The organism is Paenibacillus sp. NPDC056933 (genome assembly GCF_042674385.1).
Lineage (GTDB): Bacteria > Bacillota > Bacilli > Paenibacillales > Paenibacillaceae > Paenibacillus.
Map to the genome: position 1 here is coordinate 14,849 of NZ_JBHUQN010000014.1, position 21,523 is coordinate 36,371.

19 protein-coding genes and 1 pseudogene are annotated in these 21,523 nt (G+C 44.1%); 12 read left to right on the plus strand and 8 right to left on the minus strand.

Annotation, left to right across the window (positions count from 1 at the left end; genetic code table 11):
* The 4 genes from ACFTRD_RS32340 to ACFTRD_RS32355 form a co-directional block, all read right to left on the minus strand.
* A complete protein-coding gene (locus ACFTRD_RS32340) occupies positions 1 to 813 on the minus strand; it encodes a DUF6597 domain-containing transcriptional factor (protein ID WP_379387088.1) in 813 nt (270 codons plus the stop codon).
* Positions 810 to 1,355, minus strand: a complete 546-nt coding sequence (locus ACFTRD_RS32345; RefSeq protein WP_192272567.1) for an AAA family ATPase — start codon at positions 1,353 to 1,355, stop codon at positions 810 to 812. The genes ACFTRD_RS32340 and ACFTRD_RS32345 overlap by 4 nt, the downstream gene beginning before the upstream one ends.
* 24 nt (positions 1,356 to 1,379) lie before the next feature.
* Positions 1,380 to 2,117, minus strand: coding sequence for a WecB/TagA/CpsF family glycosyltransferase (locus ACFTRD_RS32350; protein ID WP_379387090.1), 738 nt, complete (start codon positions 2,115 to 2,117; stop codon positions 1,380 to 1,382).
* A 361-nt stretch (positions 2,118 to 2,478) separates the two neighbouring features.
* Positions 2,479 to 6,285: a DUF4073 domain-containing protein gene (locus ACFTRD_RS32355; protein WP_379387092.1), complete on the minus strand. Its 3,807-nt coding sequence runs from the start codon at positions 6,283 to 6,285 to the stop codon at positions 2,479 to 2,481.
* Between the two features lie 226 nt (positions 6,286 to 6,511).
* Between ACFTRD_RS32355 and ACFTRD_RS32360 the strand changes: the two genes are divergently transcribed.
* Both ACFTRD_RS32360 and ACFTRD_RS32365 read left to right on the plus strand, forming a co-directional pair.
* Complete coding sequence (locus ACFTRD_RS32360) at positions 6,512 to 6,961, plus strand: SRPBCC family protein (RefSeq protein ID WP_379387094.1); 450 nt, start codon at positions 6,512 to 6,514, stop codon at positions 6,959 to 6,961.
* 168 nt (positions 6,962 to 7,129) lie between these two features.
* A pseudogene (locus ACFTRD_RS32365) lies at positions 7,130 to 8,655 on the plus strand (methyl-accepting chemotaxis protein).
* A gap of 84 nt (positions 8,656 to 8,739) precedes the next feature.
* Here ACFTRD_RS32365 and pyk read toward each other — a convergent pair.
* A complete protein-coding gene (pyk, locus tag ACFTRD_RS32370; RefSeq protein ID WP_379387096.1) occupies positions 8,740 to 10,155 on the minus strand; it encodes a pyruvate kinase in 1,416 nt (471 codons plus the stop codon).
* Positions 10,156 to 10,267: 112 nt separating this feature from the next.
* Between pyk and ACFTRD_RS32375 the strand changes: the two genes are divergently transcribed.
* Positions 10,268 to 11,047: a helix-turn-helix domain-containing protein gene (locus ACFTRD_RS32375; RefSeq protein ID WP_379387098.1), complete on the plus strand. Its 780-nt coding sequence runs from the start codon at positions 10,268 to 10,270 to the stop codon at positions 11,045 to 11,047.
* A 143-nt stretch (positions 11,048 to 11,190) separates the two neighbouring features.
* Here ACFTRD_RS32375 and ACFTRD_RS32380 read toward each other — a convergent pair whose 3' ends face one another.
* Positions 11,191 to 11,862, minus strand: coding sequence for a phosphatase PAP2 family protein (locus ACFTRD_RS32380; protein ID WP_379387100.1), 672 nt, complete (start codon positions 11,860 to 11,862; stop codon positions 11,191 to 11,193).
* A gap of 299 nt (positions 11,863 to 12,161) precedes the next feature.
* On the opposite strand from ACFTRD_RS32380, the gene ACFTRD_RS32385 reads away from it, so the two are divergent.
* The 4 genes from ACFTRD_RS32385 to ACFTRD_RS32400 all read left to right on the plus strand — a co-directional run bounded on the left by ACFTRD_RS32385 (position 12,162) and on the right by ACFTRD_RS32400 (position 14,329).
* On the plus strand, positions 12,162 to 12,947 hold the full coding sequence (locus ACFTRD_RS32385) for a CPBP family intramembrane glutamic endopeptidase (RefSeq protein WP_379387102.1): 786 nt from the start codon (positions 12,162 to 12,164) through the stop codon (positions 12,945 to 12,947).
* Between the two features lie 142 nt (positions 12,948 to 13,089).
* The gene (locus ACFTRD_RS32390) at positions 13,090 to 13,326 is read left to right on the plus strand and encodes a DUF6953 family protein (RefSeq protein ID WP_062329895.1); all 237 of its coding nucleotides are present in this window, start codon (positions 13,090 to 13,092) and stop codon (positions 13,324 to 13,326) included.
* A 384-nt stretch (positions 13,327 to 13,710) separates the two neighbouring features.
* On the plus strand, positions 13,711 to 13,911 hold the full coding sequence (locus ACFTRD_RS32395; protein ID WP_024633772.1) for a cold-shock protein: 201 nt from the start codon (positions 13,711 to 13,713) through the stop codon (positions 13,909 to 13,911).
* A 190-nt stretch (positions 13,912 to 14,101) separates the two neighbouring features.
* Positions 14,102 to 14,329: a cold-shock protein gene (locus ACFTRD_RS32400; RefSeq protein ID WP_024633773.1), complete on the plus strand. Its 228-nt coding sequence runs from the start codon at positions 14,102 to 14,104 to the stop codon at positions 14,327 to 14,329.
* A 356-nt stretch (positions 14,330 to 14,685) separates the two neighbouring features.
* Here the strand turns inward: ACFTRD_RS32400 and ACFTRD_RS32405 are convergent, their stop codons facing one another.
* Positions 14,686 to 15,033 carry a hypothetical protein gene (locus tag ACFTRD_RS32405; protein ID WP_192272587.1) on the minus strand — a complete coding sequence of 116 codons (348 nt, stop codon included), beginning with the start codon at positions 15,031 to 15,033 and terminating at the stop codon, positions 14,686 to 14,688.
* 164 nt (positions 15,034 to 15,197) lie between these two features.
* Between ACFTRD_RS32405 and ACFTRD_RS32410 the strand changes: the two genes are divergently transcribed.
* The gene (locus tag ACFTRD_RS32410) at positions 15,198 to 15,938 is read left to right on the plus strand and encodes a class I SAM-dependent methyltransferase (protein WP_379387106.1); all 741 of its coding nucleotides are present in this window, start codon (positions 15,198 to 15,200) and stop codon (positions 15,936 to 15,938) included.
* Between the two features lie 182 nt (positions 15,939 to 16,120).
* Here the strand turns inward: ACFTRD_RS32410 and ACFTRD_RS32415 are convergent, their stop codons facing one another.
* On the minus strand, positions 16,121 to 16,765 hold the full coding sequence (locus ACFTRD_RS32415) for a GntR family transcriptional regulator (RefSeq protein WP_379387108.1): 645 nt from the start codon (positions 16,763 to 16,765) through the stop codon (positions 16,121 to 16,123).
* Positions 16,766 to 17,092: 327 nt separating this feature from the next.
* On the opposite strand from ACFTRD_RS32415, the gene ACFTRD_RS32420 reads away from it, so the two are divergent.
* The 4 genes from ACFTRD_RS32420 to rocF all read left to right on the plus strand — a co-directional run bounded on the left by ACFTRD_RS32420 (position 17,093) and on the right by rocF (position 20,946).
* Positions 17,093 to 17,914, plus strand: coding sequence for an ABC transporter substrate-binding protein (locus ACFTRD_RS32420; protein ID WP_379387109.1), 822 nt, complete (start codon positions 17,093 to 17,095; stop codon positions 17,912 to 17,914).
* Between the two features lie 25 nt (positions 17,915 to 17,939).
* On the plus strand, positions 17,940 to 18,596 hold the full coding sequence (locus ACFTRD_RS32425) for an amino acid ABC transporter permease (protein WP_379387111.1): 657 nt from the start codon (positions 17,940 to 17,942) through the stop codon (positions 18,594 to 18,596).
* Between the two features lie 135 nt (positions 18,597 to 18,731).
* On the plus strand, positions 18,732 to 19,925 hold the full coding sequence (locus ACFTRD_RS32430) for an ornithine--oxo-acid transaminase (protein WP_379387113.1): 1,194 nt from the start codon (positions 18,732 to 18,734) through the stop codon (positions 19,923 to 19,925).
* Between the two features lie 52 nt (positions 19,926 to 19,977).
* Positions 19,978 to 20,946: an arginase gene (gene rocF, locus ACFTRD_RS32435; RefSeq protein WP_379387115.1), complete on the plus strand. Its 969-nt coding sequence runs from the start codon at positions 19,978 to 19,980 to the stop codon at positions 20,944 to 20,946.
* Positions 20,947 to 21,523 lie beyond the last annotated feature (577 nt).

The following is a 21,523-nucleotide window of genomic DNA, read 5'->3' on the forward strand; positions in this document are numbered from 1 at the left end:
TCAGGACAGGCTTTTTTTAACGTAATCTTCAGGTGTGCTGCCGATGATGGATTTGAAATCTTTGATAAAGTGTGACTGATCATGATATCCAAGATCCTGGGACAGCTTAACCAGATTGCAATTCATGCCCAGTTCCATCAGTTCGGCAGCATTTTGCAACCTGTAGAGCTTGATCACCATTTTGGGGCTGATACCTACATACTGATTGAACAGGCGCTGGAGCTTTCTTGTGTGCATATTCCAAGAGGCGGATAAGTCATCCACTCGCAGCATTTCCCGTTGCTGCTCAATCTGCAGCACAATTTGGCTGACCAGAATGGCCTGCTCATCGTAAGGAGGGAGGTGTTTACATAGAAGCTGATCCATATAGCTGACTTTGTCCAAGTCACTTCCGTCTCCGAGCAGCCGTTCTTCGAGTAGTGGAGCATCCACATCAAGCACACCGGAGACATCCAAAGGATTGCCAGACAATGTGGTAACGGGAGTGCGAATGAACGGATAGAATCCCCCGGGCTTAAACTTCACCCCAAATACGCTTCCTTTCCCCTGGACGAGATAGGAGAATTTCTGTCCAGATGGACCGAAGAAAAAGGTGTTTCCCCGCTCTACTACCAGATTGACACATGGATTTGGAACCACATGCTGAGGGTAGGGATCAGTCCCGTTGAGGTCCCAAGAGACAATCCAGAAATGTTTGACCAAAGGACTCAGTGCTTCGGAAGGGGCGTAGCGTGTCAGTCGATATCTTTTGTCGTCCTCATCCAGATTCAGAACTCCCATACGGGGCCTCGTATTATAATCTGCGCGTTTCATGATGTCGATTCCTCCAGGTACCTCGTCAATTCTGCTTCGTCGCGAACCATACACAATTTATGTTGGTGAGGCCGCAAAAACGTCATGATTAGCGCTTTTTCCTTGCGATCATGCTGATAGCTCCATTTGTACATTCGCCCAAGCATGCTGAAAGTCTGTCTGTAATTTCCTTGCTCCAGTCCGAGCTTCTGTACTGTAAAACGTTTGAGAATGCGCACATTTCTTTTCCACACGGGTGTATTCAAATAGACGATAAGATCGGCCTGTTCGAAACTTCTTGCCACCCATTGATAGTGAACTCCTTCAATAATCCACTGATTGGATTGCACAGCTTTTTGCAGAAGGGTGTCCCGCATCTCCGGGCTATTACGAACATCCTGTCCTTGAGGTACACGGTGCCACACCATGTTGTCGAGCTCATAATAAGGAAGATCTAGCCTCGCGGATAAATGGCGGGCCAGTGTAGACTTGCCGCTGCCGACTGAGCCGATAATATGTATTTTGTTTGGCCTGAGTTTGGTCTTGGTTTCTTCTCTGATCATTCCATAACCAGTCCCCTTTGTTAATTACCTTTGCTCCCTGAACAGCAGCGCCCGAACAGCGAAACGTGGTAAAATGAGTTGTCTGCGCCATCTGGAAGGTTGGCTGAGCAGTCGGTAGAGCCATTCCAAGTTAAGCTTCTGCCATATCGCAGGTGCTCGTTTGGTTTTGCCGGCCAGAATATCAAGGCTTCCCCCGACTCCAATGGCTATACGAGCGTTTAATTGATGGCGGTATTTGTTGATCCAGTGTTCGGCGTTTGGCGCACCAAGGGCCACGATAAGAAAATCGGGTCGCGCTTCGTGAATCTCTTCTACAATTCTATGCTCCTCATCCATTGTGAAAAATCCATGTTGTCTGCCACAAACAACGACTCCCGGATAGTTTTGTGCAATAACCTCGACAGCACGCTTACTGACACTTTCTTCTGCCCCCAGCATATAAAAGGACCATTGCTTCCGGTTTCCTTCCTCCAACAAATGAAAAAGGAGATCACAACCTGTTACCCGTTCGGTCAATTGTCCACCCCGTAAGCGGGATACCATAACAATGCCTGCGCCGTCAGCGGTAATAAGCCCTGCCTGATCCAGGACCGAACGAAGCGCCTGATCCTTCTGGCAGGACATGACGATTTCCGGATTGCCAGTGATGACATGGAACAGTTCGGATTGTCTCTGATGGACTACATCACCAAGGATCGCAACCGTCTGGTCCATCGTTATGTTGGGAAAAGGGATACCCATAATATCTGTTGTCTGGTTCATATCTCGGTTCCTTTCGAGCGCGATCTATTCGTTTCCTACCTGTGTCTATTTCCTGTTATTTCATTCCATTTGAGTATATCTGATCTCCTAGCATTGCACTATAAAAAAACGGAATGTTTTCGTTGTCTTCGCTTACTGACACAACTAATAGAAGAAGATTTTCGGGTTGAACATTAAATCACCTCTGTTTCCTTACACCTTTTCTTACATATTTTTCGACTAGCCTGCCCATTAGGACTCGCCATATACTGTTATGCTTCCAGTTTCGCTGTAGTGATCATGAAGATTCACCTTTTAAAAAACAAAAAGCCGCTAAAACTAATAGCGGCTTAAAAGGAACAAGTTCTTTACTCCTACATATTTAATCGAAGGTGATTGTTTCAATAGCTCCTGCAGGGAATGAACCATATGCAGCTTCCCGAACGTCTACGCTATCTCCAGGTTGAAATGTAACTACTTGTTGTGGAACGAATTTGATCCATTCTTCACCATTCTTTGAATACTCAATAGCTGACGTTGAAGCAGAAAGGGTATTCCCTCCTTTAAAAATGTTCACTTTAGATTTAAAAGTGAAACTTTTGGCTGGGGCTGCTGGGAGGTATTGTCCTCCTTTTTCACGAAGCAGAATGGTCAGATCCCCTGGAAACTGAGGAGGGTTGTTTTCATCATATGTTGTCCACGTCTCTCCATTATCTGATGAGTATTCCATGGCTGATGAAATGTAATTTGTATCAAAAGTATTACTTACATCATTTATGCCGGCATACATCACAACATTATCTACAAAAGAGACAGTCTTTGCTTTACCCGCAGGCACTTGATTTACTGGATCAGCCTGAACGCGTACCTGTACAAAAACGCGACCTGGGAAGATGGGAGGATTCTCTTCATCATATTTATGCCAGTTTGTTCCTCCATCCACAGAGAACTCCATAGTTGAATCTGCTCCAATTAATATATTTTTTGCGTCATCATTATCGATGGATGGTTGTTCAGGCGCAGCTGGTAATGTATCTTTTAATGTGATATAAATTGGGGCAGTTTCTGTACCATCTTGAAGTAAGGCACGGACTAACAGTTGGGTGGCCCCTTCAGGAATCGATGTTCCTTCAGCAATCGTATATCGGTTGGATCCATCCTTATCCACTCGATTAATGGAAGCAATCTCTCTACCTTGACTTCCCCAGATAATTTCATAAGAACTCACTTTGTCCTCATTTACACCAGGTGTCCAAACTACGTCTCCTCCAATAAGTCCTACTCTTGTGTCAGTATCTGAAAAATTCAGTGTAGTTGGAGCAGAGGATACAACTTCGTATGCTAGATCATAATAGCTGCGAATTTGAGCAATGCTAGTAAACTCCCCTTGTGGCAATTGTTCTCTGTATTCTAAAATGATTTGGCCAATCTCAATTCTAGAAGCTGCGTTCAAATTATTGAATGCAGTTACATCAATATTTAATGCTGATGCATAACGCTTGATATATGACTCCATTAAGGAAGCACTTTGCGCACTATTCAGGGAACGAATAGCAGTGGCTTCATTGGTGCTTGGTGCAGGATATTGTTGATTAACGGCTTCTACAATTTCTTTAACATCGCTGTAGGTTGTGTACTTCCCGGCTTGTTCTGCGAGAGCCTTCTGATAATACTGAGCATTAAACTCAATCAGGCCTAATTCTTGTTTTAACGGAGAAGGGTATGCTTCAAGAAGGTGCATAACCTCTTCAGCCTGGGTTGGATCAACAATGCTTCCTATTTCGATAGCGAGCTGTTTGGTAATAAGATTCACGACTTCCGGACCTGTATAAGTCCCAAACCCACCAAACCCATGAGCAGTAGGTGTACCGTTAGAGCTTGTAAATTTAATAGACAGAGCATTTTTTACATAGGTCCAGTCTAGTCTGTAGGAAGTTCCATCTCCCAGTGTGACTGGATCAAAGTTTAAATTAAGGATAGGCATATCCGGAATAGTTAAATCCCACTCTATCGAATTAATTTCAATAAAACCATAACCATAGTTTCTGAGATGCCCGCCTTCTACAATAGCAGATGGATCGGTCACACTAGTAATGGGTGGTGTAAGCACACCAGTGAACTGAATCCTAATTTGTTCAAGGTTTTTCTTTTTAAATGGCAAGATATCCTCACTATTAGGCAAGTAATTGCTTACCGACATGATATAGCTAGGTTTAGTTTCTTCACCTGTATCGCTATTTTTGAAAACGGCCCAAATACCATATGCTTTTGATTGCTCTAAGCCTTCAATTTTAAAGGTTGTTAATTGGTTAGCTGTTGCTTGTACAACGCCGTTTGCAAATGGTACATCTTCAGTAAGTGTTCCATTCTTTATTTGCTCTGCAGTAGGGCGTACATTATCATCTAACCGAACGGCCATATAATAGATCGTCCCCGTTTGGTTTACGGTGACTAGGCCATCAGCGGATGTTTCCATTCGGTTCTGATAACTAGTTCCTTCAATAAAAGGATATCCTGTTGAAGGTATTGGGTTTGTAGGCGTTGTTGGATTTGTTCCAGGGTTAGACGGGCTTGTCCCCCCTGAACTGCCTCCATTTGCTCCACTATTAGAGGAACCTCCTCCCCCGGTGACCGGTGGTGTATAGCTTGGATTCGGTGTCCCGTTAATTGTTGCAATTTGTGATTTAACTTTATCGTAATTCAAAATCGCTTGTTCTGGTGAGACACCTTCTGGAAGTACAATTTTTTGGACAATTACATTCGCCGGAAGAGATACTTTTGCTGAACGTTCGTTAACGGTGACCGTACCAATCACTTTGGCGTTTTGAACGTTGATCGCTCCGGAACCCTGGATGGTCATAGAATCAATATGACCTGTCCCGGATATTGTTATTTCTTTATCACCGGCGTTAACTTCAAGATTACGAATATGTGCATATAAAGAAGCGTTCTGTACTCCTTGACCTATACTCACAGTTTCATAGGTTATGGAGTTATCTCCCCATAACCCTGAGAGCTTGGATTCGATCTGTACTTCTTTAACTACTGTCTTGTTTAAAGACTCAACACGGACATCTTCTTTGGCAATTCTCATATTTTGAAGATTCGATTGGTCAAAGACAACGGTGTTATCGTCTCCACCATTTACATATGTAGTCCCTAATACAGATACTTGTTCCGCGTAGAAATCGTTATTCACTTCAGATGATATTTCCAAGTTCCCTTTTATAGAGATATTCTTAATTGTTATATAATCTGCAGCAACAGTCAGGTCTTTTTCAACAGAGATTTTACCCCCGTCGAGTACAAGGTTTCCTGAAAATTCAGGTTTTCCTGAGACTGCAGCCTTACCTGGAGTTACAAGCTTCAATTCAAGTACTTGTGTAATAACGCCATTTTGAGCTTTAAATTGAATGCCTGCGTTTTGTAGAACAGGTTCATTCTTGGATGTGAATAATGCCTTCAAATTATCTGCTACTTGATAGGTCTTATCTCCAATAATCACATTTTCATCATTAATTTTCTGTATGAACTGAAGATTACTCACACTGTTTTGTGAATCCAGTCGAATTAAAATAGCTGCTAATTCTTGACGAAGCACATACTGTTTAGGATAGAAGTTACCATTACTACCTGTCATTAAGCCGGAAGATACAACAGAATTAACTGATTGTTTAGCCCATGTAGAGATGTTTTTTTCGTCTTTTAGATTACTTAGCTGGCGCTCTTCTTCTTTAGAATCTATATCTTTATTTTGAGTAATACGGGTTAAAATAGTTGCTAATTCTTCCCTTGTCACAGAGTCCTTTGGACGGAAGTAACCATTGTTGTCTCCCAGCATCCATCCATGATTATGTACTGCATCAATAGCTTGTGCACTCCATGTTTCATTTGGAACATCAGAGAACGTTGTGGAGCTAATTTCCTGTACAGGTAGTTGCATTAATTTAGTGATGGCCATTGCAATTTCTTGTCGTGACACTTCCTGAAGTGGATAAAACATACCCTGCTGATCTCCGCTAAGCAATCCTTTTTCTTGTGCTTCTTGAATAAAGGATTGAGCCCATGAGGATGCCTTGCTCAGGTCTTTGAATGAGGTGGTACTGGACTCTGCAAAAGCACTTGAACTGCTTAATGTGAGTGCAATCGTTGCAGCAGCAGCGATACCAAATTTTTTGGGATAAATCAATGAAAATCCTCCTTAAAAATAAGACTATTTACTCATTAATGGTTAAATAATACATCTAAAGTCCTGTTAATCATAATACGAAAAATACTTTCTCACAATATTATTTTTGTTGAATGCTTCCGCTTGTCGCGTTTTTACAATACGGGGTTTGGGGTATAACGATAGGATAGTGTTGCAAACAAATGTCAGCTATACCTTCAATACAACACCTAAAGGGAGTGAGTTCATGGATTTAAAATATGAGTTCTATATTAATGCGGAACGAGAAGATGTGTGGAATGCCCTGATTTCTCCGGATGGAACCCGCAGCAGCTTTTTTGGCAGCGAACTTCGTTCCAATTTTCAACCGGGTCAGCCTTTCGCCTATGTAGGGCCTGGGAATGACGGTGCAGAGACGGTCCATGTATACGGTGATATCCTAGAATTCGAACCTTTATCTATGTTAAGTTACCTTGAACATCCTGGACCTTCCTATCATGCCAATCACAGCGAGCTTCAGTCTCGAGTGGTATTCAAGCTGGAAACGGTGGGGGAATGTACGAAGTTGACATTGATTAATGATCAATTTACGGACAACCATCCATCTATCGCGAACGCACAGAGCAGCTGGTGGATGATATTGAGCAGTATCAAGACTTGGGCGGAGACAGGAAAAACGCTGAATTTCGGCTGGTAAAGCATCTAATTTTTGAATCAAGAGAAAATAAATATAACATCATAACCACATGAACAAGCGCTGATCCGGCGCTTATTTGTGTTCGTTTCATAAATAAATGAGAGTCCTCTACAATTAATGTCTGATTATGTCGAAATATATAGAAATGACTTTAGAGGAGAAATGGAGATGTTTCGTAAAAGCACCCCAAAGATGAAGCCAGCCCCTACAGGCTCGCTTCAACAATTATTGGAATACAGTCGTAAACTGGTTGAAGACGCAGAGCAAGGGATATATACCAGTCCACTTGAATCGACCGATGATTTGCAGGAAGTTGGTGAAATTGCACATAACATTAATAAAGCCGTACATATTCTGAAGCAGCAAAATGAAGCAGCTGAAATGCGCCTCAATATGTTGAATCAGGCATTGAACTTCGGACTATGGGAATCCGAAATTGTTGCAGGAGATCCTCTGGATGGCAATAATATCATTGCTTTTTCCAAAGAATTTCGCCAGATGTTGGGATTCAGTAATACGAAGGATTACCCCGATGTTTTTGCTAGCTGGGCCAAATCAATCTATCCTGATGACAGAACACAGCTGATGCAGGAGATTACGAAAAACGTTAATGAATCTGAAAAGGCCGCATACAACGTAACAAGTCGAATGATAACGAAAAGTGGGGAAGTACGCTGGTTTCGTTGTCTTGGACAAGTTATCAGAAATGATAATGGGGTTCCGATTAAACTCTTGGGAATCATGTTTGATATCCATGACGAGAAGAGCAAATCCGATGAACTGGAAGCACTCGTTACCCGTTATGATCTGGTAATCGTGCATTGGTGGAAGCGCCGTGGGATATGACCGTTGTTGCCGGAGATGTGGTTAATCCGAATAATGAATTCTGGTGGTCTCCGCAGTTCCGCCGGGAACTTGGGTTTACAGATGAGAAGGACTTTCCAAATGTATTTAGCAGTTGGAGCAGCCGTCTTCACCCGGAGGACCATGACCGGACCATCAATGAATTTGCCAAACACATGAATGATTACAGTGGACGAACACCGTATGATCTGGATTACCGTCTTCAGCGTAAAAATGGGGAGTATCGCTGGTATCATGCAGGCGGTGAGACGGTGCGGGATAGTAACGGAGTACCACTCCGTGTAGCGGGAACCATCCGTGATGTGACACATGAGAAGAATAAGGAACAGATCGTTGAAGCGATGAATCAAAAAACGAAACTTTTATCCGAATCCATCGGTGAGATGGTGCGTGGAATCAACTCGATTACAGATCAGGCTCAGGAACTGGTTACTGCGCAAGAGTTATCGGCGGATGCAGCCATCCAGGTGAAGAGCAGTGCGGATGATACCAAAAACATTACAGCGTTTATTCGGGAAATTGCCAGCCAAACCAATCTGCTGGGTCTAAATGCAGCGATCGAAGCAGCCAGAGCTGGCGAACTTGGCCTTGGTTTTGGTGTTGTTGCCGGAGAGGTGCGGAAGTTGGCAGACCATAGCTCGCAGGCTACCGTCAATATCGAAGATAGCATGCAGGCAATGAAAACGTTCATTGATCAGATTCTGGATCATATTGGAAACATGTCTACACTGACGCAGAATCAGGCGGCCCTAACACAGCAGGTAAACGCCTCGATGGATGAGATCAATATGATGGCACAGGATCTGGTAAACTATTCACGGAATATGTAATACGTAAAAAATCCACCGAGACGTAGTTCTGCTCTCGGTGGATTTTTGTATGTTCAACTATATCCGAACTTCCATAAGTTGAATTTATACTTGTTGAACTTTGATCAAGTTGGTGTTACCGGATTGACCAATCGGTACGCCAGCGGACAAGACGATGATGTCCCCTTTTTCGATATAACCGGTTTTGATGGCATTGCGTGTAGCGGACTCGAACATTTCATCGGTTGTTGTTACCTTGTCGCCCATGACCGGAATGACACCGGAAAGCAGACAGATTTTTGCGAGTACTTCTTCATGCTGTGTAACCGCGATGATCGGTGCTTTTGGACGATATTTGGAGATCATGCGCGCCGTGAATCCACTTTCAGTAGAAGTGATGATCGCTTTGGCATTCAGGACGAGCGAAGAGCTTACTGCTCCCTGACTGATGACTTCGGTGATGTCAGCTACTTGTTGAGCAGACTTTTGGTTGAATTGTTCTTTGTAATCAATCATCGTTTCTGCACGGCGGGCAACAGCGGCCATCGTGCGAACGGATTGTACCGGATACTTACCGGCTGCGGATTCACCGGATAACATAACAACGTCTGCGCCTTGAAGAACAGCGTTAGCTACGTCACTAACTTCGGAACGGGTTGGACGCGGATTCACTTGCATGGATTCCAGCATGTGCGTTGCAACGATAACCGGTTTACCTGCACGGTTACATTTATCGATCATTTCTTTTTGCATCATCGGTACGTCTTCAATCGGTACTTCAACCCCAAGGTCTCCACGAGCTACCATGATACCGTCAGATGCTTCAATGATATCGTCCAGGTTGGTCATGCCTTCCTGGTTTTCGATTTTGGAGATGATTTGTACATGTTCTACGCCGCGTTCTTTCAGGATACTGCGAATTTCACGAATATCGTCGCCTTTACGAACAAAGGAAGCAGCGATAATTTCGACATCGTTTTCGATGCCGAATCCGATGTGCATCACGTCACGTTCCGTTACACCAGGCAATGTCGTCTTAATTCCTGGCAAGTTAACCCCTTTACGTGGTTTCAGAATGCCGCCGCTGATGATTTTACAGTGAATATCTGATCCTTTAACAGACAGTACAGTCAGATCCACCAGGCCATCATCGATGAGGATGCGATCTCCAGGTTTCACAACGAGGTTTAATTCCGGATAGTTTACCGAGATACGCTCAGCGTCACCGAGAATTTCTTCAGTAGTCAGAATCAGCTCTTTACCCGCTTGCAGATGGCAGGACGCTTCTTTCAGTTTACCGATACGAACTTCCGGTCCCTTGATATCCATCATGATCGGTACGTATGTGTTCAATTCGGAAGCCGCTTTGCGGATATTGTTAATCCGTGCCACGTGATCTTCCAGCTCACCGTGAGCCATGTTCAGGCGGGCAACAGTCATCCCTTCCTGAATCATTACTTTCAACAAGTCGATTGAGTCACAAGCAGGTCCCATAGTACAAATAATTTTTGTTTTCAACATGCTATTTTCCTCCTCATATGTTTGCTTATATGTGTATTGTAGCGTTTTCTGTCGAATCAGGGTATGAACTATAGTACAATGATTAGAGTATAGTCCAATAATGAGGTGTATTATGGTCACTCCATTAGATGTGCGGCACATTAACGGTGTCGGTTGGTACGAAAAAGCAGTACAGTCACAGGCAACATGGCGGCTGAGCTTGGTTACTTATGGAAAATGTGTATATTGGGTGAACGGAGAGAAGCAGATCATGGAGAAGGGCGAGTTGCTGCTCATCCCTGCTGGCATTCCATATTACGGCAAGAGTATTCCCACTGTAACCCATACTCAAATTGTTGTTCAATTACAGGGGGATCATGCAAAAGGTTTGCCCGCGCTGGAACGCAAGGAGGTCTTGCGACATAAGCCCGCATGTTATGAACTGATTCATGAACGCATGAAAGCCATCCAGCAGCAATGGCAGGAACGTCCGTCTTATTATGTCATGATGAGCCAAGCCTTATTGATGGAAGTGCTTATTTATATAAACAGGGAACTGGATCGAGGGGTTATTCCACCGGAGAGACATGTACATGCGGAACGGATGAAGCGATACATTGAGCGGCATTACCGGCAGCGAGTTACGAAAGAAGAGCTTGGGGACGAGATCGGTAAAACACCTAATTACGCTGCTGCATTATTTAAAAGCATGACGAATCAGACGATCAGCCAATATGTTCATGATCAACGGATGAAAAGAGCGGTGTATTTGCTTACCGAGTCACAACTCTCCATCCAGGAAATTGCGGAATTTCTCGGTTACCGTGATCTGTCTTACTTTTACCGGATATTCAAGCGCTTAATGGGGAGACCCCCATCTGATTTGCTTCATGAACGTCCACCCATCGTGTGATAGCAGGTTCGTCGTGGTCTCCTTGAAAAGTTCTTACATTATAAGCATCAACACAAATTACGCAAAAAAAGAGGGCCTTGGCCCTCCTTTTTTTGATTTCATGACAGTCGAATAACTCCTGCCTTTGCAATATAAATCGTATATTAAGCATTGCTGCTTGTATTTGTAGCCGTAAGTGACTGCTTTGCTTTTTTGCTTACCAAACCTGTGCGAACCGCAAAAACATGCACAGTCCAGTAGGCAGCTTCAGCGAACAGAATTCCGCCTGCTACATCCAGCAGAGAATGCTGCTTCACAAATACCGTCGAGACAATGATCAGCCACAGCCATATTGACCAGGAGATTCGAGCCAGCGGTTTGAAGTTCAAGTGGCGATTGATGATAATGAAGAGCAGATAGCTTGTGAGACAGTGTATGCTTGGAAAACAGTTAAACGGAGCATCATTGGTATAAATGAACTGTACGAGCGTACTGCTTAGACCCGTTCCAATCTCTTCCGGACGCGGCACGAAAGTAGGGAAGACCGCAAAAACGACGTTGGCCGCGATCACACCTACGTTATAGGTAATTAGCATACGCCAGAATAGCGATTTGTTCGTCAGACCCAAATAAAGAAATCCAAGATACAGAATCGGCATCCAGCTGACGTAAGGATAAATAAATTCTTTGATAAAAGGAATCTGTGTATCAATCCAGGCATAATTGTAGAAGACATCGCTTCCGGTGTTACTGCCCAGCAATACATAAATGGAGCCTTGAAGCGGTATACATAAAATGGCCAGCAAATGTCCCCAGCGCAGAAATAATGCTTTCATAGTATCCCCCTGATTTCATTTTCATTGCGCAGTTTGATCATAACTCTACATAATATAAGACGTCGCAGATGAGGAACATCCCTGCAGCGATTTCATTTCATTACTACTATAATGGACAGGTTAGTACTTCAGCCATACCTGATTGTAAGGTAAAAGTTGTAAGAGGAATTCTCTTTTTTGTTACTTTTATCATTTTATCCAAAAAAGGATATCTGAATATTCGTAGATATGATACAACTAAATTGTCATATCATGTTCATGTGACAACGACTAAAAATGAAATGAGGCTGGTACACTCGATGAAAACCCCGCACTCCAGGCAAAACCAATCCTTCTCCTCGCGGAGACCCGTGCTAGCGGTAGTCATAATTGAACTGCTCCTATTGTTGGCAGTATTTGCGGCAGGAGCCGTTGCAACCGTGAAGCAACTGGATTACACATCACCTGTGCTTATGTCGTTTACTCCAATTGCTCTTGTACTCATCATCTATCTAACGATGCGCCGTAAGTGGGGAGATACCGGATTCCGATCCTTAAGAGCCATCCCGGCAAGTCATGCAAAGTATTATATTCCGCTACTCCTTGTACTGGGTACTCTCGTGCTAAAAGGATTTACAGAATTAACCCCGTCCAAGGTGACTTTTTTTATCTGCTTCACGCTGCTTGTCGCCTTTGTAGAGGAAACGATCTACCGTGGACTTATTTTCAAAATATTGCTTCGCAAGAGTGCGGTTGCTGCAGTCGTCACTTCAAGTGTGTTATTTTCAATCACACATATCATGAATGCACTATCCGGTCAGAGTATGGCAGATACGATGTTGCAACTGATCTATGCATTGCTGCTTGGAGCGGTGCTTGCGCTGTTGATGTTAAAAAACGGAAATATCGTACCGCTTATTCTGCTCCATTTCATACATAATTTGATTCAATTCCTTGGCAATGACCGGCAAGATGCCGGAACGCTTCCTTACGATCTCTTCATATTGGCTGTGTTGGTTGTTCATTGCGTATGGTTAATGTTGAGTGCTCGAACGAAGTCATTTTCTTCAATGAGCAGTAAAGCCGGCAGTTCAGTGCTTCGTTAAACGAGCTCGGACCTCTCTACACCACAACTCTGTTTACCGCCAGCCATGGGATCGTGGTATACTTCAGTCTGGCGGCATGACAGGCTTGTTCATGATCGTAAGCCCGTTCATCCGTACAATGAATAGATAAATAGGTGATATGGTGGAAAAGACAGCACAGGAAGTGGCTGAATGGATGGTACAGGAGATCAAATTCACAGGTACACTTCATCAGGAAGCTGCAATTGAATATGTGAAGGCCCATTTTGGAGAAGAATTTGTATTTGTGAATGAGAATGGAAATACTTCTTTATCAAAAGAAGTGAAGAAAGCCTTCCGCAAGTTGCACCGTGGGCAAATTGCTTGGGATCGGGATGCCTTCATGTGGGCGTGGACTTAGTTTGTATCAAGTAAATTGAGGTTTCATGTTGGTATTGGATATGCATGTCAAAAAATTTTATAGAAAATGTATAAGTTGGTTCGGATCTGCATATCCTTTCATAAGATCGCAATGAGCGGTCAGGGAACGCGAAAACCCTGTTTCAGTGGGGGGAATAACATGTATTTCCAAAGCTGTTTGAAAAGAAAATACAAAGATTTGCTTTTTGGTGAAAACGGAGTTATAATAAAAACAAGTTGTAGAGAGTGGAAAACCTAATTCACATATTGTAAAGGGCGATCACTTATAGGTTATGACTGGTACCTTTTTCAATGTGTGAATTTTTATTTGCTTGCTGCAAAGAACAAAGGAACATGTTAATCTTTATTTGGAGGTGTAATTCACATGCAAAACGGAACAGTAAAATGGTTCAACGCTGATAAAGGCTTCGGTTTCATCGAAGTTGAAGGCGGAGAAGATGTATTCGTACACTTCAGCGCTATTACAGGCGAAGGCTTCAAAACGCTGGACGAAGGTCAACGCGTGCAATTTAAAATTGTACAAGGAAACCGTGGTCCTCAAGCAGAAGAAGTTGTAAAACTGTAATTAAAGCATAGCTGCCTTTAACATGTTATAATGGTAAAGGCAGCTTCTTTTTTTTGAGCAGTTATAAATGTAAGTCGGCCCAATAGTTGTCGAGACAGAAGTCCAGGCGGGACAAAACTTCCGCTAAGTAGTGGCTTTTGTGAAATAACGTCGGTTTAGATGTTTTTCCATAACAAAGGGGGTAGAAGTCATGTATAATCGCAAAAAACCGTTGGAAGAGATTCCACAAGCGGATGCGGCAATCTGGGAATGTACGAGTGATACGTGCAAAGGATGGATGCGGGACAATTTTGCGTTTGATAGCGTGCCTACTTGTCCGATATGTGCTTCTGAGATGGTTAGCACGACCAGGATGCTGCCATTGCTTGAAAATTCGAATAGCAATCTGAAAACGATGCCTAAAGGAAATCGGATTTAACATAGCTTACCCGCCTCTAACGAGGTGTTTTTTTTTAAGTTGAACCTGACATCTTGCATAAAGGTAAGGGTATTAAATATGAAGTTCCGGCATTCGTTTTTGGCGAATGCCTTTTTTTATATCTTTTTTTTCAACTATGCCGAATAATGAGATGGAAATACACCCGTTTTATTATGTGTTTATTAGAATCCGGGGTTTGTAGAATAGAAATGAGGTGTTAGGCTGAGGCGGAGGGAAGCATCTATAGGGTTATCTAACCTGCAACAGTGGCTGAAGAAGAAACCTTAGGCTGTGCTAAAGAATACAAAGAACCTTCTCGCATGAAGCGAGAAGGTTCTTTGTTCTGTCTGGAGAGTTTAGATAAACAGGAATGGCAGCAGAAACAGCGTTGCTACCAGAGCCAGTTCGATTCCTGCTCCATAGCCGTAACCCCTACCGTATCCTCCATAACCATATGGACCGTAGGCCGAAGATTTAACTTTCTTTGTTGCAACTGCATTTTTCTTGCTGCTTTTTACAAGCTGCTGTTTAGATTTGACTGAACACAGCCGTGGTCCTTGGAAACATCCGTTCAAATAAATTTTGCCATCACGACATTGACCAAGCGTACCATACATATGCCTACCGTCGTTCATAACGAGACAAACGGAACGTCCAACGTGTGGAGAAACCGTTTCTTCACATATGGGATTAATTCTGTACATGTAAATCCTCCTCATTAGGTGCGGTTGCCGCTTGAAATCAACGGTTTGTATATCATAGTAAAGAGAGGACGAATTGGTATGGACGAGTACCCGGAATTTATATAGGGAGGAGCCGTTTTTCAGTCTGCTCCATACACTGGAGGGAGTGAAAGGGAGGGGATGTCATGGATTATCATGATTTGCTGGCCCGGCTTGGGGAGGGGAGTGCCCATCCGGGAGGGTTCACGGCGACGATGCAGCTGCTGGATAAGCTGTCTCTGCCTGCGCAAAGTAAGGTGTTAGAGGTGGGATGTGGTACAGGGAGGACGGCTTGTTATCTGGCTCGAAACGGTTATCGGGTAACTGCGGTTGATCTTAACCGACAGATGTTGGAGAAAGCGGTGCGACGTGCCCGGCGAGAACGTCTGGATATTCGTTTTATTCAGGCGGATGTGAAATCCTTGCCTTTTCCGGATCATTATTTTGATGTGATATTTGTCGAGTCTGTTACGATCTTCACTCATTGGCGCAGCGCACTTGCGGAATATAGAAGGGTTTTGAAGCCGGGAGGTCTCTTCATTGATCGAGAAATGATATTGTCTGGAAGGAAGACAGAAATGATGAGCCGGAGGCTCAAACAATTTTATGGAATAAAGACACTCGCCACCACGACCACATGGAAAAGACGTCTTAAACAGAGCGGATTCACTTCGGTATTGATAAAAGAAAAATCACGCTCTATGGAAATGTGGGGGACAGATCATGATCCTCATCGAGAGATGGACGTAACTCTGTTTGAGGATGAACAAGTACAGCGTATGAGCCGCACAAATGATCGTTTGCTTCTGAGATACCGCAAAAGACTGGGCTATGCTGTCTTTGAAGCGAGAACGCCAATGGATAACGATCGTAAACAGAACGTATAGGATTATCTGTTGGCGGAGAGGTCGCTCCAATAACGGATGTGAAAACGTTAGCTGATTCAAAACGGGCATGGAAAAAGGCACCCCGCTCTTAAAGTGGAGGTGCCTTTTTCCATGTTCTTAGGCTTGAAGTCCTGTTCAGTCAGTTATAAAGAAACGTTCACTCAAGACTGGGGATGAGCCCATTAAAGCATATCGTTGTCAATGATGCGCCAGTGGTGCTTCAGCAGTGCCTCCAGCTGCAGTTTATCCTTTGCCCGAAAAGCGCTAACGATTTGACGATGCTCTTCATTTACTTCATTGAGCACACCAGATAGCTTCGGCTTGTTGTCGCTAACATAAGACTGTCGTATAAAGCTGTTTTTCAAGGTGTTTAACATCTCGATGACAGTGGCGTTGCCGCAGCGCTGGATGTACAGGTTATGAAATTGATATTGATTTTTACTGTAAGCAGCCAGATCAAGCTGGGTAATATCTTCATCCATCCGTGCGACAAGGGTTTCCATCTCCAGGAGTTCAGACGGTTTGAGTTGATCTGCCGCGAGTGTGGCGGCGAGTGCTTCGAGCGCCCCGATCGCCTGGGAGAACTCGAGTTTTTTGCTAGCATCAAAAGGAGTGACGATAAATCCCCTGCGTGGGATGTATTGCAGAAGATTGTCAGAAGCGAGTTGGAATAAGGCTTCCCTAGTAGGCGTACGACTAATGTCCAACTTTTTGCAAATCTCCGCTTCATTAATCTTCTGATTGGGAAGTAATGTCCCGTCCTGAATTTTCTGCGCGATATAATCGTAAACGTGATCTTTCAAGGATCGGTATTTGGGTGCTTCCATACCGAATCCCCCCTTCTGTATATTGTGGTGATTGGATGTATGAGGGCGTGAGTCCCTTAATGGTGCGCCGTTCGGGAGTTTCAAGTTTTTATCATCTTAACACCGAGGGGGGAGTTGAGCAAGCAAACTTAATGATCCGAGCGGTGTCAGATATATGTGATGTAAATAACTTTTTATGGAATATCATCTTGTAAATTTGTTAAATATATTGCCACACCAGAGAATGTTTGTTAGTATTACTTACATAAAAGTCCATATATTGTCTTGTGTATATTGTATACAAAATTTACGTCTTTATCATTCCAAAATAGAACAGGGGTATGCCGTGTGAAAAGAGTGCTTTTGCCAGCGATGCTGTTGTTAATGGTGATGGTTATGTCTGCTTGCGGACAGGAACAAACGACGGGTACCGGATTGGAACCTTCTCCATCTACGGAAAATGGCGCCGCAGAGAAGAAAGTGATCGTGCTTGGCACCAGTGCAGATTACGCACCTTATGAATTTCACAAAAGCATTGATGGCAAAGACACTATTGTAGGTTTTGACATTGAGATTGCAAAGGCGATTGCTGCGGATATGGGAGTTGAGCTGAAGATTGAGGACATGGATTTTGACGGCTTGCTTATGGCGCTCAGCACGGACAAAGTTGATTTTGTGATATCAGGCTTAACACCTACGGAAGAGCGAAAGAAGAACGTCGATTTTACGGATATTTACTATTATGCAGAACAGGCTGTGCTCGTTAGAGCGGATGAAGACGACGCGCTGACCTCACTGGATAATTTGTCGGGCAAACAGGTAGGTGTACAGAAAAGCTCCATTCAGGAAGGGATTGCTCAGGACATTCAAGGAGCCAAACTTACTTCTCTTGCCAAAATCCCCGAATTGATTCTTGAATTGCAGACTGGACGGGTAGATGCACTTATTCTGGAAAAACCGGTTGCACAGCAGTATGTAAAGAACCAGGAGGGACTGGTTGTTGCCAACGTGAAGATTGAACAGGCGGAGGATGAAGGTGGGTCGGCAATCGCTGTTAAAAAAGGCAATCAGGAGCTCGTGGATCAGATCAACAGTACGCTGGCGAAGCTCAAAACGGGTGGGGACATCGAACGCTTCGTCGTCGAAGCTAATGAGATGTTAGGCGAATAAACCAGACGCGAGTGAGGGGTATGCCGTGAATTTAGATTTCTCCTTTCTATCGGAACATTGGCAGGATTATGCGCGCAGCGCGTGGGTAACGTTGGAGCTTTCCTTCTTTGGGGTGCTGTTTGGTACATTGCTGGGAGTTGTAGTGGCGCTGCTGCGAATATCGCGAGCATGGCCTATCAAATTCATAGCATCAACGTATATCGAACTCATTAGGGGTACGCCGATGTTGGTGCAGATTCTCATTATTCATTATGGTCTGACTGTAATTGGTGTGAACCTAACTGCGTTTATATCGGGGGTGGCCGCGCTGACTATGAACAGCTCGGCTTATATGGCAGAGGTATTCCGGGCGGGGATTCAGGCAATCGATAAAGGACAGACTGAAGCTTCACGTTCTCTCGGGATGTCTCATGGCATGACACTTCGCTACATTATACTGCCACAGGCGTTTCGGAATATGCTCCCGGCTATAGGTAATGAATTCATTATTATTATTAAAGACTCTTCGCTTGTTTCCATGATCGGGATTGCCGAAATTATTTACACGGCCAGAGCCGTTCAGGGTGTTACCTTCCAGCCGCTCGCCCCGCTCCTTGTTGCAGCTGCGATATATTTTATAATCACATTTACACTGGCTAACCTGCTTACCTGGCTGGAACGCAAGCTCTCCACATCCCGTTAATACAAATCATATGCGAGGAGAAGAAAGATTAGGTGATTGCGGAAAAAGCGAGCAGGAGTCGTAAATGGTCGTGGCGAAGCATACATTAATATTGTATTTTGTATACAATATAATAAAAGGAGGAGATGGGGGTATATGTCGGATTCGAAAATGTTAATGGATTGGTCGGAACGTTATGCTGCACCTAATTATCATCCACTCCCTATCGTCATAGAACAGGCTGAGGGAGTATGGGTTGAGGACCCGGAAGGTCGCCGTTACATGGATATGTTGAGTGCATACTCGGCATTGAATCATGGGCACAGACATCCGGCAATCATCCAGGCGCTGAAGGATCAGGCGGATCGGGTAACATTAACATCACGGGCATTTCACAGCAGTGCTGCCTCCCATTTCTATCAGAAGCTCTCGCACTTTACCGGAAAATCCAAGATTCTTGCCATGAACACGGGAGCTGAAGCTGTTGAAACAGCCGTGAAAGCAGTGCGGAGGTGGGCTTATCGTTGCAAAGGTGTTCCTGAGAATCAGGCTGAAATCATCGTATGCTCTGGTAATTTTCATGGAAGAACTCTGACGGTTACCTCTTTCTCATCTTCAGCAGAGTATAAAAAAGACTTCGGACCGTTTACCCCCGGATTCAAAATCATTCCATATGGCGACATTGAAGCGCTGAAGCAGGCGATCACACCGAACACGGCCGCTTTTCTTGTGGAACCCATACAGGGCGAGGCTGGCATTGTCATTCCGCCTGAAGGTTATCTTGCCGAAGCCTTTACGCTGTGCAAACAGCATCGGGTGCTGACTGTGGCGGATGAAATTCAGACTGGATTCGGACGAACGGGACGTCGGTTTGCCTCTGATTGGGAAGGGATTGAGCCGGATATCTGGATTATGGGTAAAGCGCTGGGCGGGGGAGTGATGCCCATCTCGGCTATTGCTGCTAATGCAGAAATACTGGATTTGTTTGAACCTGGCTCTCATGGCTCCACATTTGGGGGTAACCCACTGGCTTGTGCCGTGGCTGTCGCAGCATTGGAAGTTCTGGAGAATGAAAAGCTTGCGGAGCGCTCGGAGCGTCTGGGGAATTATTTTATGAAAAAGCTTCAGGGACTTCGCAGTTCGGCTGTGCGTGAAATTCGTGGTAGAGGATTGTTTATCGGTGTGGATCTGCATGTGCCTGCACGTTCATATTGTGAGAAATTAATGTCTGTCGGTCTGCTCTGTAAGGAAACCCATGATACAACGATTCGTTTTGCTCCGCCACTGACCATTACGGAGGCTGAGATCGATTGGGCGTTGGAACGAATTACTCAGGTGTTGGGCGACTAAATACCTTTCATTCTTTGAATACTTCATATAAGCAACGAAGGAGCTGGCCTACATGGGAATCAATGATATGGAATCTGCCGGATTGCTGAATGCTTCTAATGAAACAAGTCAATCGCTTTTGCGTCATCATGATGTTGCCATCATTAAGGTTCCTTTTGGATTAGGCGGGGCACGAGGTGGGGCCGAGTTAGGTCCGGATGAACTAATTACAGCCGGGCTGAAACGAGAAATTGCTAGCCTTGGGTTGAATGTATCAAAAGAGATACGTGTCGATTGTCCTTCAGAGTCTGTTGTTCCAATTGAACGCAATCGTGTAAAATATGTGTCCGAGGTTACCCAGGTGAGCGAGAGAGTGTGCAATGAAGTATCTGATGCGATAGCAGGAGGTGCTTTTCCACTTGTTCTGGGTGGGGATCACAGTGTAGCCATAGGTTCTCTTGCCGGGTTGTCTGCGCATTATTCCAATCTGGGTGTAATCTGGTTTGATGCCCATGCAGATTTGAATACGGAAGAACGTAGTCTGTCTGGAAATATGCATGGGATGAGTGTGGCTGCCGCTTTGGGACATTCTGCATTTAATTTGTCTCATATTCCGTATGCGGGGCCGTTTGTTGATCCTTCCAATCTGGTCTATATTGGCTTGCGTGATCTGGATGCATATGAGAAAGAACAGATTAGAGCGCTTGGTATCAAAAGCTTTACGATGCACGATATTGATCGGATAGGTATACAGCAAGTTGTTGAACAAGCGCTGGCTGTAGTGGGAGAAGGGACGGATGGTATTCATATTAGCTTTGATATGGATTGTCTTGACCCGCGTGAGGCTCCAGGTGTGGGGACACCGGTACCAGGGGGATTGAATTACCGTGAGGCCCATTTTGCACTAGAACTACTCGCTTCCACAAACCGCATCACGTCTATGGATTTGGTGGAGGTTAATCCGCTGTTCGATCAGAACAGGCACACGGCCCGCCTTGGTGTGGAGTTAATTGCTTCATTACTGGGCAAACGAATTTTATAGTCATCAAAAGATTGGATTATATAGACGCTAAGGTTATATAAGAGCCAGGGTCTGTCTCGCCCGTACCATTCAATCAATTTATTGGAGGTAGGTGTGACTTCCCTGGTTATGGTTATTGGTTGAGGTACTCGAGTGTTGGACGGAACTATAACTCCTAATTTGTTTATAAATACTCCATAACGAAATACGAAGTAACACTCCGTCTATCTCCGCGGCCTATACAATATCAGCAACTACTCTGTATTATAGAAGAAAGGGATTCGGAATTAATAGATAAGAATATGGATTTAAACTTTATTGAAAATAAAGCTTGCAATCGAAATTTGTACATGGTATATTCTAATTCCGGCCAAGAAAACACGAGAAACACGGTGCGGCAAGCAAAAATGAGCTTCGAAAGAAACTTAAAAAAAGAGCTTGCAAAGTTGGTTCGGATGTGATAAGATATAAAAGTTGCTGTGGCGAACAACGCGCACAACAGCGAAATAAGTTTGATCTTTGAAAACTGAACAACGAGTGAGTAATGATCTTGCTTGCAAGATCGACGCTGAGAAATCGGTATTTGTCTTCGGACGGT

Coding starts and splice junctions, on each gene's coding strand:
- ACFTRD_RS32380 (WP_379387100.1), bottom strand. CDS start 11,862: ATGAAAGCATTATTTCTGCGCTGGGGACATTTGCTGGCCATTTTATGT.
- ACFTRD_RS32400 (WP_024633773.1), top strand. CDS start 14,102: ATGTATAATCGCAAAAAACCGTTGGAAGAGATTCCACAAGCGGATGCG.
- ACFTRD_RS32385 (WP_379387102.1), top strand. CDS start 12,162: ATGAAAACCCCGCACTCCAGGCAAAACCAATCCTTCTCCTCGCGGAGA.
- ACFTRD_RS32405 (WP_192272587.1), bottom strand. CDS start 15,033: ATGTACAGAATTAATCCCATATGTGAAGAAACGGTTTCTCCACACGTT.
- ACFTRD_RS32415 (WP_379387108.1), bottom strand. CDS start 16,765: ATGGAAGCACCCAAATACCGATCCTTGAAAGATCACGTTTACGATTAT.
- ACFTRD_RS32345 (WP_192272567.1), bottom strand. CDS start 1,355: ATGATCAGAGAAGAAACCAAGACCAAACTCAGGCCAAACAAAATACAT.
- ACFTRD_RS32350 (WP_379387090.1), bottom strand. CDS start 2,117: ATGAACCAGACAACAGATATTATGGGTATCCCTTTTCCCAACATAACG.
- ACFTRD_RS32340 (WP_379387088.1), bottom strand. CDS start 813: ATGAAACGCGCAGATTATAATACGAGGCCCCGTATGGGAGTTCTGAAT.
- ACFTRD_RS32430 (WP_379387113.1), top strand. CDS start 18,732: ATGTCGGATTCGAAAATGTTAATGGATTGGTCGGAACGTTATGCTGCA.
- ACFTRD_RS32395 (WP_024633772.1), top strand. CDS start 13,711: ATGCAAAACGGAACAGTAAAATGGTTCAACGCTGATAAAGGCTTCGGT.
- pyk (WP_379387096.1), bottom strand. CDS start 10,155: ATGTTGAAAACAAAAATTATTTGTACTATGGGACCTGCTTGTGACTCA.
- ACFTRD_RS32375 (WP_379387098.1), top strand. CDS start 10,268: ATGGTCACTCCATTAGATGTGCGGCACATTAACGGTGTCGGTTGGTAC.
- ACFTRD_RS32360 (WP_379387094.1), top strand. CDS start 6,512: ATGGATTTAAAATATGAGTTCTATATTAATGCGGAACGAGAAGATGTG.
- rocF (WP_379387115.1), top strand. CDS start 19,978: ATGGGAATCAATGATATGGAATCTGCCGGATTGCTGAATGCTTCTAAT.
- ACFTRD_RS32410 (WP_379387106.1), top strand. CDS start 15,198: ATGGATTATCATGATTTGCTGGCCCGGCTTGGGGAGGGGAGTGCCCAT.